The organism is Rhodopseudomonas rhenobacensis (assembly GCF_014203125.1).
Classification (GTDB): Bacteria; Pseudomonadota; Alphaproteobacteria; order Rhizobiales; family Xanthobacteraceae; genus Rhodopseudomonas_A; species Rhodopseudomonas_A rhenobacensis.
Genome location: NZ_JACHIH010000041.1, coordinates 20,485 through 36,668 on the forward strand (window position 1 = coordinate 20,485; position 16,184 = coordinate 36,668).

General features: G+C 67.1%; 14 protein-coding genes. 4 read left to right on the forward strand and 10 right to left on the reverse strand.

Translation table 11 applies throughout. The annotated features are described in order from the left end of the window. Position 1: 1 nt before the first annotated feature. From nuoK to HNR60_RS21805, 10 genes are read right to left on the reverse strand one after another with little or no spacing between them, the layout of a single operon-like run. Positions 2–310, reverse strand: coding sequence for an NADH-quinone oxidoreductase subunit NuoK (gene nuoK / locus HNR60_RS21760; RefSeq protein WP_184262078.1), 309 nt, complete (start codon positions 308–310; stop codon positions 2–4). Beyond that, entirely contained in the window at positions 307–807 is a 501-nt protein-coding gene (locus HNR60_RS21765) for an NADH-quinone oxidoreductase subunit J family protein (protein ID WP_184262104.1), read from the reverse strand. Before HNR60_RS21765 ends, nuoK begins: the two co-directional genes overlap by 4 nt. Next, a complete protein-coding gene (gene nuoI / locus HNR60_RS21770) occupies positions 804–1,319 on the reverse strand; it encodes an NADH-quinone oxidoreductase subunit NuoI (RefSeq protein WP_184262080.1) in 516 nt (171 codons plus the stop codon). The genes HNR60_RS21765 and nuoI overlap by 4 nt, the downstream gene beginning before the upstream one ends. Beyond that, positions 1,316–2,290, reverse strand: coding sequence for an NADH-quinone oxidoreductase subunit NuoH (nuoH, locus tag HNR60_RS21775; protein ID WP_210313724.1), 975 nt, complete (start codon positions 2,288–2,290; stop codon positions 1,316–1,318). The genes nuoI and nuoH overlap by 4 nt, the downstream gene beginning before the upstream one ends. Beyond that, the gene (gene nuoG, locus HNR60_RS21780; RefSeq protein ID WP_184262082.1) at positions 2,287–4,902 is read right to left on the reverse strand and encodes an NADH-quinone oxidoreductase subunit NuoG; all 2,616 of its coding nucleotides are present in this window, start codon (positions 4,900–4,902) and stop codon (positions 2,287–2,289) included. The genes nuoH and nuoG overlap by 4 nt, the downstream gene beginning before the upstream one ends. Then, a complete protein-coding gene (locus HNR60_RS21785; RefSeq protein WP_184262085.1) occupies positions 4,899–6,185 on the reverse strand; it encodes a complex I 51 kDa subunit family protein in 1,287 nt (428 codons plus the stop codon). Before HNR60_RS21785 ends, nuoG begins: the two co-directional genes overlap by 4 nt. Then, positions 6,182–6,655 (reverse strand): NADH-quinone oxidoreductase subunit NuoE, encoded by a 474-nt coding sequence (gene nuoE / locus HNR60_RS21790; RefSeq protein ID WP_184262087.1) that lies wholly within the window; start codon positions 6,653–6,655, stop codon positions 6,182–6,184. Before nuoE ends, HNR60_RS21785 begins: the two co-directional genes overlap by 4 nt. After that, positions 6,652–8,397, reverse strand: coding sequence for an NADH-quinone oxidoreductase subunit C/D (gene nuoC / locus HNR60_RS21795; protein WP_184262089.1), 1,746 nt, complete (start codon positions 8,395–8,397; stop codon positions 6,652–6,654). The genes nuoE and nuoC overlap by 4 nt, the downstream gene beginning before the upstream one ends. Beyond that, positions 8,394–9,011 (reverse strand): NuoB/complex I 20 kDa subunit family protein, encoded by a 618-nt coding sequence (locus tag HNR60_RS21800; protein ID WP_184262091.1) that lies wholly within the window; start codon positions 9,009–9,011, stop codon positions 8,394–8,396. The genes nuoC and HNR60_RS21800 overlap by 4 nt, the downstream gene beginning before the upstream one ends. Then, positions 9,008–9,397, reverse strand: a complete 390-nt coding sequence (locus tag HNR60_RS21805; protein WP_184262093.1) for an NADH-quinone oxidoreductase subunit A — start codon at positions 9,395–9,397, stop codon at positions 9,008–9,010. The genes HNR60_RS21800 and HNR60_RS21805 overlap by 4 nt, the downstream gene beginning before the upstream one ends. Positions 9,398–9,703: 306 nt before the next feature. Here HNR60_RS21805 and HNR60_RS21810 point away from each other — a divergent pair, with 306 nt between their 5' ends. From HNR60_RS21810 to HNR60_RS21825, 4 genes are all read left to right on the forward strand, one after another. Further along, positions 9,704–11,518: a glucan ABC transporter ATP-binding protein/ permease gene (locus HNR60_RS21810; RefSeq protein ID WP_184262095.1), complete on the forward strand. Its 1,815-nt coding sequence runs from the start codon at positions 9,704–9,706 to the stop codon at positions 11,516–11,518. 231 nt (positions 11,519–11,749) lie between these two features. Next, on the forward strand, positions 11,750–13,195 hold the full coding sequence (locus HNR60_RS21815) for a D-alanyl-D-alanine carboxypeptidase family protein (RefSeq protein WP_184262098.1): 1,446 nt from the start codon (positions 11,750–11,752) through the stop codon (positions 13,193–13,195). A gap of 316 nt (positions 13,196–13,511) precedes the next feature. Next, positions 13,512–15,197: a long-chain fatty acid--CoA ligase gene (locus HNR60_RS21820; protein WP_184262100.1), complete on the forward strand. Its 1,686-nt coding sequence runs from the start codon at positions 13,512–13,514 to the stop codon at positions 15,195–15,197. Between the two features lie 285 nt (positions 15,198–15,482). Next, on the forward strand, positions 15,483–15,968 hold the full coding sequence (locus tag HNR60_RS21825) for a peroxiredoxin (RefSeq protein ID WP_184262102.1): 486 nt from the start codon (positions 15,483–15,485) through the stop codon (positions 15,966–15,968). Positions 15,969–16,184: the final 216 nt, after the last annotated feature.

Here is a 16,184-nt window from a genome sequence, read left to right on the forward strand (position 1 = left end):
CTCATCCCTTCAGCCCGCTGACGGCGTCGCTGTCGTCGCTGCCCTTGCTGCGGCGAATCCGCAGGAACAGCGCCAGGCCGACCGCGACTTCGGCGGCGGCCAGCGTCAGCACCAGCACGAACATGCCCTGCCCTTCGGCGTCGCCGTGATAGGCGCCGGCGGCGATGAACGCCAAGGCCGGACCGCTCAGCGCCACTTCCAGCGCGATCAGTTGAAACAGGATGCCGCGACGCGCCAGCACGCCGAACACGCCGGTGGCGAACAGGCCGGCGGCGACGATCATCATTCCGGTGAGCGCGGTGCCGGTCATTCCTCTGGCTCCTGGGCGCGGTCGCGGCCGATATGGCGCACGCCGATCAAGCCGGCGAGCAACAGGAACGAGGCGAGCTCGATCGCCCAGGCCCATGGGCCGAACAGCAAGCGGCCGACGGCTTGCGCGGCGATTGGCGCGGTGTTGCCCGCCGCCTGCTCGCCGATCCCGAACAGAAACGGCGCGGCCACCAGCACGCTGATCGCCGCCGGCATCGGCCAGCTTCGTTGCAACATTTCGCGCTCGCGGGCGATCGCCTGCGGCGAGGTGCCGACCGCCATCACCACGAACACGAACAGCACGACGATCGCGCCGGCATAGACCATGATCAGCAGCACCGCGGCGAACGCCGCGCCCAGCGCGAAGAACGCCGCCGCCAGCGCCAGCAGCATCGCCAACAGATACAGCAGCGCGTGCACGACGTTGTAGCGCGTCACCGCAAGGGCGGCGGCGATCAGCGCCAACGATCCGGCGTAAACGGCGAGCAGCGGGCTCAGGGTCGTAATCCCTTCAAATCAACGGGCGGCGCCTCGTGCTCGGCTTCGCCCTTGTCCTTGCCTGCGATCGCCTTGCCGGCGACCGACCAATAGCGATAGCCGCGCACCTTGCCTTGGCCTGCGATCAGCAGATCCTGCTTGTCATAAACCAAAGCGTCGCGCCGCCACTCGCTCAATTCGAAATCCGGCGTCAGCTGGATCGCGGCGGTCGGACAGGCCTCCTCGCAATAGCCGCAGAAGATGCAGCGCGCAAAATTGATTCGGAAGTGCTCCGGATACCAGCGGCCGTCCTCGGCCACGGCTTTCGACAGGTCGATGCAGCCGACCGGACAGGCCACCGCGCAGAGGTTACAGGCGACGCAGCGCTCCTGGCCGTCGGGATCGCGGGTGAGCACGATGCGACCGCGGCTGCGCGGCGGCAGTTTCGGCTTCACCTCGGGATATTGCACCGTGACGGTCTTGGCCGCGAGCTTGCGGCCGACGCGGAATAGCGCTTCCAGCCAGCCGATCATGGCGCGCTCCTTGCTACCACGATGAGCCCGGTGAGCAGCAGATTGCCGAGCGCCAGCGGCAGCGCGATCTTCCAGGCGAACCGCACCAATTGATCGTAGCGCGGCCGCGGCAGCGTGGCGCGGATCCAGATGAAAATCAGCGCGATGACGCCGACCTTGAGCCCGAACCAGATCGGCCCGGGCAACCAGGGCCCGAGCAGCCAGGGCCCGAGCCAGCCGCCGAAGAACAGCGTCACCGCCAATGATGCAACCAGCAGCACCGCGAGATATTCGCCGAGGAAGAACAACCCGAACGACATCCCGGTGTATTCGGTGAGATAGCCGGCGACCAGATCGTTCTCGGATTCCGGCAGATCGAACGGCAGCCGATGCGCCGCGGCGACGCCGGCGATGCAGAACAGCGCCGCGCCGAACGGCTGCAGCAGCACGAACCAGACATCGCGCTGCGCGTGCACGATCTCGGTCAGTGACAGGCTGCCGGCGAGCATCACCACGCCGAGCAGCGACAGCCCAAGAAACGTCTCATAGGCCAGCATCTGCGCCGCGGCGCGCAGCCCCCCCATCAGCGCAAAACGGCTGTTCGAGGCCAAAGCGCCGAGCACCACGCCGTAGACCGTGAGCCCCATCATGCCGAGCAGGAACATCACGCCGACGTCGATATTCGCCAGCGACAGCCCGTCGCCGAACGCCACCACGCCGAAGCCGGCGAGCACCGGCGTCGCCGCCACCATCGGGGCCAGGATATAGGCGACGCGATCCGCACCCGGCGGCGGCCGGTCCTCCTTGGTCAGAATCTTCACGGTGTCGGCGACCCATTGCAGGAAGCCGAACGGCCCGACCCGATTGGGCCCGAGCCGCTCCTGCACGAAGCCGAGCACGCGGCGCTCCACCCAGGTGAAGGTGCCGGCCACCACCAGCAGCACCATGATCAGCATGGTTGAGATGATCGCGGTCAGCGTCATGCCGATCATCGCGCGGCCTCCACCACAACGCGGCGCAGCGGCCCGCGCGGCAGCAACTTGCCGACGCTGACCGCGACCACGCCGCGCGCCAACTTCGGCTCCAGCGTCAGCGGCGCGGCACAGGCAACGCCGTCGAGCATCACTGACGCGCATTCGGCGAGGCCGAGTGCTGCGGCGTCGTCCGGATGCAACAGCAGCCGCGGCGCCGGCGCCCGCGCCGCCAGCAGCGCGCTGGCGCGGCCGGTCTCTGAGCCGGAGAACACGTCGTCAAGCGGCACCAGCAGCGGGCCGTGGCCGTCGATCGGCGCGAATGGCGCAGCCGGCGACAACGCGGCGTCGCCTTGCTTGAACAGCCGCGCGCCGGGATCGCCGCCGCGCAACGGCCCGCCGATCTCTTCCTCGAACCGCGTCACCGCGTTGGCGGAATGCAAGCCGTGGGTCTCGTAGCCGGTCAAAAGCGCCGCCGGCACGTCGGCGCCGCGGGCGCCCTCCATGCCGAAGCTGAGCGGCGAATCCGGATCGGGCTTCGGCGTCGCCGCGGGATCGCGTCCGGCGCGATCATCCGCGGTGTGCGCCGACAAGGGCCGCGGCGCGCGGGCGATCTTGCCATGGGCGCAGGAGCACGACGCATCGGGCGCGGCGCCGACAACGCCGACGAGCTCCGGCTGGTCGGCGATGAGGTCTTTGATGATCGCATCCAGCGTGGCCCAGTCGCCGGCGCCGAGCGCCGCCAACCTGCGCCACGACGCGGGGGCATACTCCTGCGGCTGCACCGCGGCGAAGAAACGCTGCGCGCGGCCTTCGTAGTTCACAAACGTGCCGGCGGACTCGCTGAACGCCGCCACCGGCAAGGCCACGTCGGCGCGGGCCGAAATTTCGGTGGTGAGCGCGTCGAGCGCCACCACGGTTGTCGCGGCGGCGAACAGGCGATCCACCGCGCCGCGCGGCGCGCGTTCGAACAGCTCGTTTTCCAGCACGATGACGTTGCGCGCGACGTCGGCCTCGAGCGCAGCCGCCGCGGCCTCGACGCCGTCACCGCCGAGCAGCGCCAAGCCGAGGCTATTGGCCTCCGGCGCGATCAGCACGATCCGCGCTTTCGTGCCCAATGCTGCGACAATCGCGGCGGCCGCCTCGACGATCTGCGCGGCACCCAGGCTCGCGCCTGCGATGATCAGCGGACGCTCTGACGCCGCCAGGACATTGGCGATGTTGACAGCCTTATTCGGCGCGTCGCCGCCGGCCAACGCCGTAGCCACCGCGTCGCCGAACGCCGCGATGCTCAAGGGATCAAGCCGCAGGCTCAGCGAAGCCACGTCGTCGAGCGCGTCGGGTGCCGGCGTAGCCAGCACGATCGGGCTGCGGCGGCCTTCGCCGGCGGTGCGCACCGCCTGGTCGAGCCAATGCGCCACACCCTTTTGCGTCGCGAGCGCGCGTTCGGCGCCGCGCGCGGTCTGCCGCAGCGAAAGAGCAATCCGCGGCGCGACGTTGGTCAGGTCTTCGCCGAGCACCAGCACGGCGTCGCACGCCTCGATCTCGGAGAGCGTCGCGATCTGCCCCGGACCGGCGCGCAGGATTTCAACGATGCGGCGGACCAGCTTCGCCTCGGCATCGGACACGCCGGCGAAGAAGCGTTCGGCGCCGACCAGCTTGCGCAGCGCGTAGTTCGCCTCCAGCGAGGCGCGCGGCGAACCGATGCCGATCGCGCCCTGTTCGATCGCCGCGCGTGCAGCCACCACCGCGTCGTGCTCGCTGACGACCGCACCCGCGATCTGCGGCGCCGTGAACCGTTGCGGCGACACCACATGCAGCGGCCCGAACCGGCCGCGGTCGCACAGGAAGTAACCGTTCAGCGCGCCGTGATAGCGGTTCTGCACCCGGCGCACGCGGCCGTCGCGCTCGCTGACGAACAGATTGCAGCCGACCGCGCAATGCGGACAGATCGAGGGCGCCGCGCGCATATCCCATTTGCGGGCGTAGTCGTGCGACCAGCCCTTGTCGTTGAACACCCCGGTCGGACAGACCTCGGCGAGATTGCCGGCGAACGGGCTTTCCAGCACGCCGTCCTCGGCGCGGCCGAAATACACGTTGTCATGGGCACCGAACGCATCGAGGTCGCGGCCGCCGGCATAATCGCGATAGAACCGGGTGCAGCGATAGCAGGCGATGCAGCGGTTCATCTCGTGGGTCAGAAGTGGCCCGAGATCCTGGTTGCGATGGGTGCGCTTGTCGAAGCGATAGCGGCGCTCATTGTGGCCGGTCGCCACCGTCATATCCTGCAAGTGACAAGAGCCGGCCTCCTCGCACACCGGGCAATCATGCGGATGGTTGACCATCAACCACTCGATCACCCGGGCGCGGAAGTTCGATGCTTCCGGATCGGCGACCGAGACCCGCAAGCCGTCGGTGGCCGGCGTCATGCACGACATCACGATCTTGCCGGTCGCGTCGTCGGGGCCGGAATAGACCCGCACCGCGCATTGCCGGCAGGCGCCGAGCGAACCCAGCGCGCCGTGCCAACAGAAATACGGCACGTCGATGCCGTGCGACAAGCACACCGACAACAGATCGTCGCCGGCCTTGGCCTCGATGATGCGGCCGTCGATTTCGATTCTGACGCTCATGATCGGCCCACCGGACAATGGCCTTTGAGGTGTGCGGCGAAGATATCGCCGAACCGTTCCAGCCCGCTTTTCACCGGCGTCATCGCGCCGGCCATCAGGTCGCAGAAGCTGCGCCCGGATGGCCCAGCCAACTCCACATGCATGTGCAGCAAGTCGATGTCCTGCTGCGTGCCGTGGCCGGCTTCCAGCGCATCGAGCAGTTTCGCCACCCACGGCAACCCGTCGCGGCACGGCGTGCACAGCCCGCAGCTTTCCCGCGCGTAAAATCTTGCATGGCGGCCGATCGCCGCGACCGGGCAGCTTTGATCGTCGAGCACGATCACAGCACCTGTGCCGAGCGAACTGCCGGCCTTCTTGACGTGGGCGAAATCCATCGGCACGTCGAGATCGGCTTCCTGCAGAAACGCGGTGGCGCCGCCGCCGGGCTGAAACGCCAGCAGCTTGCGGCCATCACGAATCCCACCGGCCATTTCGATGAGTTCGCCGGCCGGCGTGCCCATCGGCGCCTCGATCAGTTGCGGCCGGTTCACCCGCCCGGAGATGCCATACAGCTTGGTGCCGCCCTCTTCGGTGCGCGACAATTTCTGAAACCACTCCGCGCCGTTTTGCACGATGTGCGGCACCGCCGACAGCGTCTCGACATTGTTGACCGTGGTCGGCCGGCCCCACAGCCCGCTCTGCGCCGGATAAGGCGGCCGATGCCGCGGCACCGGCCGCTCGCCCTCGATCGCAGCGATCAGCGCGGTCTCTTCGCCGACGATGTAGCGCCCGGCGCTGGCGTGCAGCCGCATCTTCAGGCCGAAGCCGGAGCCGAGAATATTGCGGCCGAGCAGGCCAGCGGATTCCGCCTCGGTGATCGCGCGGGTCAGCGCCACGGCGGCGGCGCGATAGGCGTCGCGCACCAGGATGATCACTTCGGTGGCGCCGACCGCGTAGGCCGCAAGCATCGCGCCTTCGATCAGTTGATGCGGCAGCGCCTCCATCAAAAGGCGATCCTTGAACGAGCCGGGCTCCATCTCGTCGCCGTTGACGCAGAGATAGCGCGGTCCCTCGCCGGCGGCTTCCGCGGCCTTGCGCATCAGCCGCCATTTGGTGCCGGTGAGGAAGCCGGCGCCGCCGCGGCCGCGCAGCCCGGAAGCCTCGACAATCGCCACCAGCGCTTCCGGCGAATGCCGCTTCAGCGCGCCGCGCAGCGCGTCATAGCCGCCGAGCCGCTGCCATTCGGCGAAGCGATGCGGTTCGCGGTCGGGCTGGGCGCGGCCGGTCAGCGGGGTTTCGCTCATCGCCCGCCCCCGATCAGTTGGGTGAGGTCGTCGGCGCTGAGCGGGCCGACCAGTTTGCGGTCCGGGCCGACCAGCGCCGCGGGGGCGACGTCACAGCCACCGATGCAGCAGACGTTGATCAGCGTGAACTTGCCGTCCGGCGTGGTCTCGCCGAAGCCGATGCCGAGCTTTTGCATCACCGCGTCGCGCACCGCGTCGCCGCCGCACAGATAACAGCTCAAGCCGTCGCAGAGCAGGATCACGGTCTCGCCGACTGGCGAGCGGAAGATGTGGCTATAGAAGGTAGCGAGGCTGTCGATCTCCGCGGTGCTGACGCCGAGCTTCGCCGCGGCTTCGGCCAGATGCGCGTCGGAGACGTAGCCTTCCGCAGCCTGCACCAGCTTCAAGGCTTCCAGCATCGCAGCTTTGGCGCCGCCGTGGCTGTCGGCGGCGTTCCTGATCGCTTGCGTGGTTTGCGGGCTCAGCGTCATCGGTCGACGTCCGACATCACGTAGTCGATGCTGCCGAGATAGGCGACGAGATCGGCCACCGTCAGCCCCGGCGCGATCGTGGCGATGGACTGCAGATGCGCGAAGGACGGGGTGCGAATGCGGGTGCGATACGACGTGGTCTCGCCGTCGGACACCACCGCGTATTGCGTCAGCCCGCGCACCGATTCCACCTGCCCGGTGGCTTCGCCGGCGGGTACGACAGGTCCCCAGCTGGCACCGACAAAATGGTGAATCATGGTCTCGATGTCGTGCAGCATGCGCTCGCGCGGCGGCGGCGTAGTGAGTGGATGATCGGCCTTGATCGGCCCCGCCGGCATGTGGTCGAGGCATTGCCGGATGATGCGCAGCGATTGCCGGATCTCGTCGACCCGCACCCTTGCGCGGTCGTAGCAGTCGCCGCGATGCCCGGTCGGCACCTCGAACTCGAAATTCTGGTAACCGCTATAGGGCCGCTGCTTGCGGGTATCCCAACCGCAGCCGGTGGCGCGCAGCCCCGGCCCGGTGATGCCCCAGTCCAGCGCGGTCGCGGTGTCATAGGCGGCGATGCCCACGGTGCGCGCGCGAAAAATCTCGTTGCGCATCACCATGCCTTCGTAATCGTCGAGCCGCGACGGCATCCAGTCGAGGAAATCGCGCACCAGCGCGTCCCAACCTTCGGGCAAATCGGCCGCCAGCCCGCCGATGCGAAACCAGCCGGGATGCATCCGCGCGCCGGTGATCGCCTCGATCACCCGGTAGCCGCGCTCGCGGTCGGTGAACATGTAGAACACCGGCGACATCGCCCCGGTGTCTTGCGCGAGCGTGCCGTAGAACAGCAGGTGATTCATGATGCGATAGATTTCGCACAGCATGATGCGCACGGTCTCGGCGCGCGCCGGCACGGTGATGCCGCACAACCGCTCCACCGCCTGCAGATACGGCATTTCGCCCATCACCCCGCCGAGATAATCGATGCGGTCGGTGTAGGGGATGTATTGATGCCAGCTCTGCCGCTCGCCCATCTTCTCGGCGCCGCGGTGGTGAAAGCCGATGTCCGGCCGCGCCGCCACGATCTCCTCGCCGTCGAGCGCCAGCACGATGCGGAACACGCCGTGCGTCGCCATGCTGTGCGGGCCGTAGTTCAGGATCATCAGTTCGACGCCGTCGCGCTGCGTCGGCAGGCCCAAGGCCTCGGGATCGGCGGCAAGCGCCTGCTCCTCGGCGTCGAACAGTGCCGCGGTCATCACGAAGGGCGGTCGCTCGGTGGCGCGCGCCGGCTGATCCTTGCGCATCGGATGGCCGTCCCACAACGGCGGCATCAGAATCCGGCGATGATCGCGGCGGCCTTCGAAATGCACGCCGAACATGTCGAAGGCTTCGCGCTCGTACCAGTCGGCGTTGGGATAGATCCCGGCGATCGAATGCGCCCGCGGATCGTTGGCGGGAAGCGCGCATTTCAGCCGGATATCGGCGTTGCGCTGCAGCGACATCAGGTGGCTCGCAATGGTGACGCCGGATGGCGGTTGGCCCTCGCGATGATGCCGCGCGGTCTCGTCGATCGCCCACAGGTCGACCAGCAGCGGAAACGGCTGCGCGATCTCATGCTTCAGATAGCGATGCACCGCCGGCATCGCCTCGGGCGCAATCCACAGCGTCGGGAACGCGTCATGCGTCGGCTGCGCGCCCTGCACCGCCTCACCGAACCGCGCGCTGAGTTCGTTGACCAGATCCACCGCGCTCACAACTTCTCCGGGGGATCGAGCAGGGTCTGCGCCATGCGCTCATCGCGGCGCTGGTCGCGCCGCCGCGGCGCGTCGAAGCCGAGGCCGGCGCTGTTGCCGACGGTGACGCCGAGCGGCCGGCGTTCGCTGCCGACCTGCTGCTGCAGCATGATCAGCGCGTCGAGCACCGCTTCCGGGCGCGGCGGACAGCCGGGGATGTAGACGTCCACCGGCAGAAAGCTGTCGACGCCCTGCACCACCGAATAGATGTCATACATACCGCCGGAATTGGCGCAGGCGCCCATCGAGATCACCCAGCGTGGCGCCCGCATCTGCTCGTAGAGCCGCAGCAATGGCGCCGCCATCTTGTGAAACACCGTGCCGGACACCACCAGCAGATCGGCCTGCCGGGGAGAGGCGCGGATCACCTCGGCGCCGAACCGCGCCTGATCGTACACCGAGGTCAATGCTGTGACCTGCTCGACGTAGCAGCACGACAGGCCGAAATTGAACGGCCACAGGCTGTTCTTGCGCGACCACGCCACCAGATCTTCCAGCCGCGCGAACAGGCTGGTGCGCGCCATCTGCTCTTCGATCGGCATCTCGTCGCCGGGACGCTGCAGCGTGTAGCTCATTGGCGCTCCCCCGGACCCCAGTCGAGCGCGCCGTCGACCCACAGATAGATCAAGGCCAAGAGCAGCACGCCGATGAAGATCGCCGCCTCGATCAGCCCGGTCCAGCCGGCCTCGCGCGCCGCCACCGCCCAGGCGAACAGGATCGCGGCTTCCATGTCGAAGATCACGAACAGCGCGGCGATCAGGAAATACGGCGCGTTCTGCGGGCCCTGCGGCGGCGCCGCCGGCAGCACGCCGCTCTCATACGGGGTGTCTGGCCGGGCGCCGGCGCGCTTTTCGCGCAACACCGCCGCGACCGCGATGATCGCCGCGACGATGCCGGCCGACAGCGCGACGTGGATCGCCAGCGCCGCACCGGAATCGATCGGAAACAGGAAATCACCCAACGGCAACACTCCAAACCAAATCCCCGTCAGCGCCGCGTCGACCGCACCGTGCTGGCTAGGACGTGTGCGGATGACATGGCATGACGCGGGCCGATGACCGTTGACGACGATCAACAAACGGAAACCACACGAACGACGTGCGCCGTCCGGCTCCGAGCTGATGGGAACGTCAGGTTAAGTGATGGGACCATGATTCTCAAGGGTCGGCCCGTCCACCGATGCCGCGGCAGGGCGCGCGGAGCCGAGTTCCTTCGCAGCGCAAAATGCTTTAACGATAGCGCTTCTGGCTGACCGAGAGTGCCGCGCATGTCGATGCTTCGTCTCTACACCCGGGTGCTGCAACTGCTCGGCAAGGAGGCGCGGCTCGGCTGGATTTTGGCCTTCGCCAACCTGCTCTTGGCCGGCGCGCAATTCGCCGAGCCTGTGCTGTTTGGCCGCATCATCGACGTGCTGTCCGGCAACCTGTCGACCGGCGCGCTGGCGGCGGAGGCGCAATCGCCCTGGCCGCTGCTCGGCGCCTGGGTGGCATTCGGCCTGTTCACCATCCTGTGCAGCGCCACGGTGGCGCTGCACGCCGACCGGCTCGCGCACCGCCAGCGCCAGGCGGTGCTGACCAGCTATTTCGAACACATCATGCAGCTGCCCTTGACCTATCACACCGGCACGCATTCCGGCCGGCTGATGAAGGTGATGCTGCAGGGCACCGACGCGCTGTGGCGATTGTGGCTCGGCTTCTTCCGCGAGCATTTCGCAGCATTGTTGTCGCTGGTCGTGCTGCTGCCGCTGTCGCTGTATATCAACTGGCGGCTGGCGATCCTGTTGTTCATCCTGTGCGTGGTGTTCACCGTGCTGACCACGCTGGTGGTGCACAAGACCTACCGCCTGCAGGGCGAGGTCGAGGAGCAATACAGCGACCTCTCGGCGCGGGCTTCCGACGCGCTGGGTAACGTGGCGCTGGTGCAGAGCTTCGTGCGGATCGACGCCGAGGTGCGGGGGCTGCGCTTCGTCGCCGACCGGCTGCTGGCGCTGCAGATGCCGGTATTGTCCTGGTGGGCCATCGTCACGGTGATCACCCGGGCCTCCACCACCATCACGGTGCTGGCGATCTTCAGCGTCGGCATCACGCTGCACGAGCAGGGCCTCACCAGCGTCGGCGAGATCGTGATGTTCGTGTCGTTCGCCACCATGCTGATCCAGAAGCTCGAACAGGTGGTCGCCTTCACCAACAACGTGTTCATGGAAGCGCCGCGGCTGCAGGAATTCTTCAACGTGCTCGACGCCGTGCCGGCGGTGCGCGACCGCCCCGACGCGGTCGATCCGGAGCGGCTGCAGGGCCTGGTCGAATTCAAGGACGTGTCGTTCTCCTATGACGGCAAGCGGCCGGCAATCGCCGACCTGTCGTTCACAGCAAAGCCCGGCGAGACCATCGCGCTGGTCGGCGCCACCGGCGCCGGCAAATCCACCGCGATCGCGCTGCTGCATCGCGCCTTCGATCCGCAGTCCGGCGTCATTCGAGTCGACGGCCTCGACGTCCGCGACCTGACGCTGGCCGGGCTGCGCCGCAATATCGGCGTGGTGTTCCAGGAAGCCTTGTTGTTCAATCGCTCGATCGCCGACAATCTGCGGGTCGGCAAGCCGGATGCCACCGACGAGGAATTGCGTACCGCCGCCAGCCGCGCCCAGGCGCTCGACTTCATCGAACGCAGCGAGCAGAAATTCGCCACCAACGCCGGCGAGCGCGGCCGCATGCTGTCCGGCGGCGAGCGGCAGCGGCTGTCGATCGCCCGCGCGCTTCTCAAGGATCCGCCGATCCTGATCCTCGACGAGGCGACCAGCGCGCTCGACGCGGTGACCGAGGCCAAGGTCAATCTGGCGCTCGACGAGGTGATGAAGGGACGCACCACCTTCGTGATCGCGCATCGGCTTTCCACCATTCGCCACGCCACGCGCATTCTGGTGTTCGAAGCCGGACGGGTGATCGAAAGCGGAACTTTCGACGAGCTGTTGGCGCGGCAAGGCCATTTCGCGGCGCTGGCGCGGGCGCAGTTCATGGTGCAGGAGACGTCACGCGCCAGCATGGCTGCTCCGTTCGACCATGCGGCGGACGCAAGAACGAGCTGACAACCCTGACCCGGCGCTTTCCGGTGCCATCATCCCTGCGCTGGGCGCGGCCGAGCGGTCGAATTTTGGCCCCTTTCGTCCACGAATAACCTGCCGCGAGCCCTGTTCTGCGATCCCAAGCCGGTATAGGTTTGATCACGCCATGGCGCTTGGCGGCTGGATACGCTTGAAGGCCGAACTCAACCGAAGGATCTGCGCATCGCGCGGGCCCCAAAGGACCGGAATCGGATAGTGCATTCTCTTGCTCTCGCGTTTCGCGTGCCGTCGTTGAAGCTGATCGCGCTGCTCGCCGGGCTCTGCGCCGGCGCGGTGCTGCCGCGCGCGGCGCATGCCGAAGCGCTGCTGCTGGTCGAGGCTGACACAGGCAAAGTGCTGCAGGCCGAGAATGCCACCTATCCGTGGTATCCGGCCTCGGTCACCAAGCTGATGACCGCCTATGTGACGCTGAAGGCGGTCAAGGACGGGCGGATCTCGCTCGACACGCTGCTGACGGTATCGCCGATCGCCGCCGCGCAATCGCCCTCGAAGATGGGCTTCCGTTCCGGCACCCAGCTCACCGTCGACAACGCCTTGAAGATGATGCTGGTGAAGTCGGCCAACGACATGGCCGTGGTGCTCGCCGAAGGCGTCGGCGGCTCGATCGACGGCTTCTCGGCGCAGATGAACGAGACCGCGCAGCGGCTCGGCATGACCCAGACCTCCTACGTCAATCCCAACGGCCTGCCCGCCGACGGACAGATCACTTCGGCGCGCGATCTCGCCATTCTGGCCCGCGCCATCATCCGCGACCTGCCGGAATACGAGTATTTCGTCCACATCCCGTCGATCCGCTTCGGCAAGCGGGTGACGCAGAATTTCAACCGGCTGATCGGCCGCTATCCCGGCGCCGACGGCTTCAAGACCGGCTTCATCTGCGCCTCCGGCTTCAACCTGGTGGCGTCGGCGACCCGCGACGGCAAGCGGCTGATCGCGGTGGTGCTCGGCGCGCCGTCGTCGCAGGCCCGCGCGCTGAAAGCCGCGCAATTGCTGGAACGCGGCTTCTCCGCCAATCAGCTGACCTGGCTTCGCCCGGCGCTCGGCACCGTCGACAACCTGGCGCCGATCGACGCCGCGCCGCCGAACCTGCGCGACGAAATGTGCGGCCCGAAGCGCAAGCGCCCGGCCAGCGACGAATCCGAGGAAGACAATGTCGCCAGCGCGACCGGCGAGAGCCCGATGAGCTTCTTCAGCGCCGGGCTGCAGGCGCCGACCTTGCGCCCGGTCGACATGCTCGCCGCAGCCCCCGCGCCGTCCGAGCCGATCGTGGTCTACACCGGCCCGAAAAAGACCGGCGCCGAACTGATCGCCGCGGTCGCCGTCGAAGCGCAGAAACAGACCCCGAAGCCGCGCGGCAAGAAGACGCTGGCGGCCAAGAAACCGGACGGCGCCGCCGACCCGAAGGAAGGCAAATCAGCCGACGGCCGGGTATCGCTGACCATCGATCCGAAAGCCGCGGCGAAACCCGCGCATCCCGCCAAGCCGGTGCACGCCAAACCTGACACGACTGCGAAGCCGCCGGCCGCAACGCCGGCTGCGACAGCCGCCAAACCGGCCGCCAAGGACAAGCCGAAGGCCGCCGCCAAGCCGTCCCCCAAGGCGAATACCTCCGACGCCAAGCCAGCCGATCCGAAGACCTGACGCAGCGTCTCTAACGCTCCGCACCTGACGCAGCGCACCCGCGTATTCCGCGGCTCGGAACGCGCAACCGCGTTGCGTTCCATCCAGCGGACTTCGCCCCTCCCGCACTAACCCCCTCGACTAACCGCTGCTTGCGTTCGGCCGCGGCTTTGCCCAATACTTCCCGCCAACAAGGCGCCCCGCGCAACAGCGGGGACCGCAGGTTTATGGCGATCGAACGCGCCCTGGCATTTCAGGTGGATTTCGTTTGCATGGACATGAGCCTGGCAACCGATTGGAGCCGCAGGCTCCAAGGAAGGATTTGAGGGGAAACATCATGGAGCGCATCTGGCTCAAGCAATATCCGCCGGGCGTGCCCGCGGACATCGACGTCACACTTTACCCGTCGCTGGTCGATCTGCTGGAAGAGAGCTTCGCGAAATTCCGCGACCGCAAGGCGTTCATCTGCATGGACAAGGCGATCACCTATCGCCAGCTCGACGAGATGTCGACGGCGCTCGGCGCCTATCTGCAGAGCAAGGGATTGAAGAAGGGCGCGCGCGTCGCGCTGATGATGCCCAACGTGCTGCAATATCCGATCGCCACCGCCGCGGTGCTGCGCGCCGGCTTCGCCGTCGTCAACGTCAATCCACTCTACACCCCGCGCGAACTCGAACATCAGCTGAAGGATTCCGGCGCCGAGGCGATCATCGTCTTGGAGAACTTCGCCTCCACCGTCGAACACGTGATCGCCCGCACCGCGGTGAAGCACGTCATCGTCGGCGCGATGGGCGACCTGCTCGGCCTCAAGGGCCTGATCGTCAATTTCGTGGTGCGCCGGGTCAAGAAGATGGTGCCGGCGTTTTCGTTGCCGAGCAAGGTCGCGTTCAACGACGCGCTTGCCGCCGGCCGCAGCCTCAAGCTCACCAAGCCGACAATCGGCCCGGACGACGTCGCCTTCCTGCAATACACCGGCGGCACCACCGGCGTGTCGAAGGGCGCCACCCTGCTCCATCGCAACATCGTCGCCAACGTGCTGCAGAACGACGCCTGGCTGCAGCCGGCGCTCACCAAGCCGCCGAAGATCGAGCAATTGTTCATCGTCTGCGCGCTGCCGTTGTATCACATCTTCGCGCTGACCGCCTGCTTCCTGCTCGGCATGCGGGCCGGCGGCGTCAACCTGTTGATCCCCAATCCGCGCGACATGAAGAGCTTCATCAAGGAACTGATGAAGTATCAGGTCAACAGCTTCCCGGCGGTCAACACGCTGTACAACGGGCTGCTGCACGCCGAGGGCTTCGACAAGGTGGACTTCTCCAAGCTGCGGATTTCCAACGGCGGCGGCATGGCGGTGCAACGCCCGGTCGCCGAGCAGTGGAGCAAGCTCACCGGCTGCGGCATCGCCGAAGGCTACGGGCTTTCGGAAACCGCGCCGGTGTTGACCTGCAACCCGGCGACCATCGAGGGCTTCACCGGGACGATCGGTCTGCCGCTGCCCTCGACCTATCTGTCGATCCGCGACGACGCCGGCAACGAATTGCCGATCGGGCAGACCGGCGAGATCTGCGCCAAAGGCCCGCAGGTGATGGCCGGCTATTGGAACATGCCGCAGGAAACCACGCTGGTAATGACTGAGGACGGTTATTTCCGCACCGGCGACATCGGCGTGATGGGCGACGACGGTTCCACCAAGATCGTCGACCGCAAGAAGGATATGATCCTGGTGTCGGGCTTCAACGTCTATCCCAACGAGGTCGAGGAAGTCATCGCCACCCATCCCGGCGTGCTGGAATGCGCCGTGGTCGGCGTCCAGGATGCGCGCAGCAACGAGGCGGTGAAGGCCTTCGTGGTGAAGAAGGATCCCGACGTCACCGCCGAGGACATCATCAAGTTCTGCCACACGCAGCTCACCAACTACAAAGTCCCGAAGCAGATCGAATTCCGCACCGACCTGCCGAAGACCAATGTCGGCAAGATCCTGCGCCGGCAATTGCGCGACGAGAAGAAGCAGGCGGCAGCGTAAGCCGAAGCGCGATGCTAAGCGTGCCCCGGACGAAAGCGCGGCACGCCGCGCTTGCGGCGTGCCGCGCTGCAGATCCGGGGCCGTACCGGAACGCAGCATTTGGAACGGTCCCGGCTCGCTTCGCAGCGCCAAGGCGCTGCTCCGCGTCCGGGACACGGGACTTCAGCGGCGCAGCTATCCAACCCGCGTCGTTGACCCAACCGTGATCGCAGCGTCACCCCCGCCGAATATTGTCAGACCGGCTTTTGCCGACTACACCACGGATCCATCCCAGGAGAGAATGACATGACCATCAAGGTTGGCGACCGTTTGCCCGAGGCCAAGTTTCGCGTGATGAGCGAGGAAGGCCCGCAGGTGAAGACCACCGACGACGTCTTCAAAGGCAAGAAGGTCGCGGTGTTCGCAGTGCCGGGCGCCTACACCGGAACCTGCCACAAGATGCATCTGCCGAGCATCTTCCTCAACGCCTATGCGATCAAGGACAAGGGCGTCGACGCCATCGCCATCGTCTCGGTCAACGACGCCTATGTGATGAACGCCTGGAAGCGCGACACCGACCTGCGCGACGAGGCGACCTTCCTCGCCGACGGCAATGCCGACTTCACCAAGGCGATCGGCATGGAGCTCGATGCGTCGGGCAACGGGCTCGGCATCCGCTCGCACCGCTACTCGATGCTGGTCGAGGACGGCGTGGTGAAAAAGCTCAACCTCGAGCCGAACCCCGGCAAGGTCGAAGTCTCCGGCGGCGATACGCTGCTCGAGCAGCTGTGAAGTTTCACCTCTCCCCGCTTGCGGGGAGAGGTCGACTGGCTGAGCGCAGCGAAGCCAGTCGGGTGAGGGGGCGTCTCATCGAGTCCGACCTCGCGGAGACGGGGGGGGGGGGGGGCCCCCCCCCCCCCCCCCCCCGCCCCCCCCCCCCCCCCCCCCCCCCCCGCCCCCCCGCCCCCCGCCCCCCCCCCCCCCCGGGGGCGCAAAAACAGAAAAGCC